Origin of the sequence: Streptomyces sp. MUM 2J, from assembly GCF_022414535.1 — a bacterium.
Taxonomy (GTDB): Bacteria; Actinomycetota; Actinomycetes; order Streptomycetales; family Streptomycetaceae; genus Streptomyces.
Window position 1 is genome coordinate 1 of sequence record NZ_JADWYM010000112.1, and the last position, 1,142, is coordinate 1,142.

Below are 1,142 nucleotides of genomic sequence, written 5' to 3' on the forward strand. Positions count from 1 at the left end.
TAGAAGTATGCTGGGCTCATGGCGCGCATGGGTCGGCCGACGGTCGAAGTGGTCCTGACGGATGACGAGCGTGAGACGTTGCTGCGCTGGTCGCGGCGGGCAACGTCCGCACAGGCTCTGGCGTTGCGGTGCCGGATCGTCCTCGCGTGTGCGGACGGGCTGTCGAACACCCAGGTGGGTTCCGGCCTCGGGATCCACCCGACCACGGTGGCTACGTGGCGCAAGCGGTTTGTGGCCAACCGGCTTGAGGGCCTTGCCGACGAGAAGCGGCCGGGGCCCGCGCGCACGGTGACGGACGAGCAGGTCGAAGACGTCATCGTGCGGACTCTGGAAACGACGCCGAAGGGTGCCACGCACTGGTCCACCCGGGAGATGGCGAAGCAGAGCGGGCTGAGCCAGTCGACGATCTCGCGGATCTGGCGCACCTTCGGCCTCAAGCCGCACCAGGTCGACACGTTCAAGCTGAGCAAGGACCCGCAGTTCATCGAGAAGGTCCGCGACGTCGTGGGCCTCTACCTTGACCCGCCCGAGCGCGCCATCGTGCTCTGCGTGGACGAGAAGAGCCAGATCCAGGCGCTGGACCGCTCGGCCCCGGTGCTGCCGATGATGCCCGGCATGCCCGAGCGCCGCACCCACGACTACCTGCGCGGGGGCGTCACCACCTTGTTCGCGGCACTCAACACCGCCACCGGCGAGGTCATCGGCTCCCTCCATCGCCGCCACCGTGCCGCGGAGTTCAAGAAGTTCCTCGCCAAGCTCGACAAGGAGGTCCCCGCCGAGCTCGACGTCCACCTGATCTGTGACAACTACGCCACCCACAAGACCCCCGCCATCCAGAAATGGCTCCTGGCACACCCGCGCTTCCACATGCACTTCACGCCCACCAGCTCCTCCTGGCTCAACCAGGTCGAGCGCTGGTTCGCCCTGCTGACGGACAAGCAGATGCGACGCGGCGTCCACAAGAACGTCCAGGCACTCGAGAAGGACATCCGCAACTGGATCGCCCACTGGAACGAGGACCCCAAGCCGTTCATCTGGACCAAGTCCGCCGACGAGATCTTCGAACGCCTCACCGGCTACTTGAACCGCCTACCGAAGCCCAAACCCTAGTTATGCAGCCCTTCCGAGACTCAGGACACTAG

At 65.9% G+C, this 1,142-nt stretch carries 1 protein-coding gene; it reads left to right on the forward strand.

Translation table 11 applies throughout. The features are described from left to right. Positions 1-18 precede the first annotated feature (18 nt). Entirely contained in the window at positions 19-1,110 is a 1,092-nt protein-coding gene (locus tag I3F54_RS31850) for an IS630 family transposase (RefSeq protein ID WP_240122404.1), read from the forward strand. Positions 1,111-1,142: the final 32 nt, after the last annotated feature.

Excerpts from the sequence above, each read along its gene's own strand:
- I3F54_RS31850 (WP_240122404.1), top strand. The coding sequence starts at position 19 with ATGGCGCGCATGGGTCGGCCGACGGTCGAAGTGGTCCTGACGGATGAC.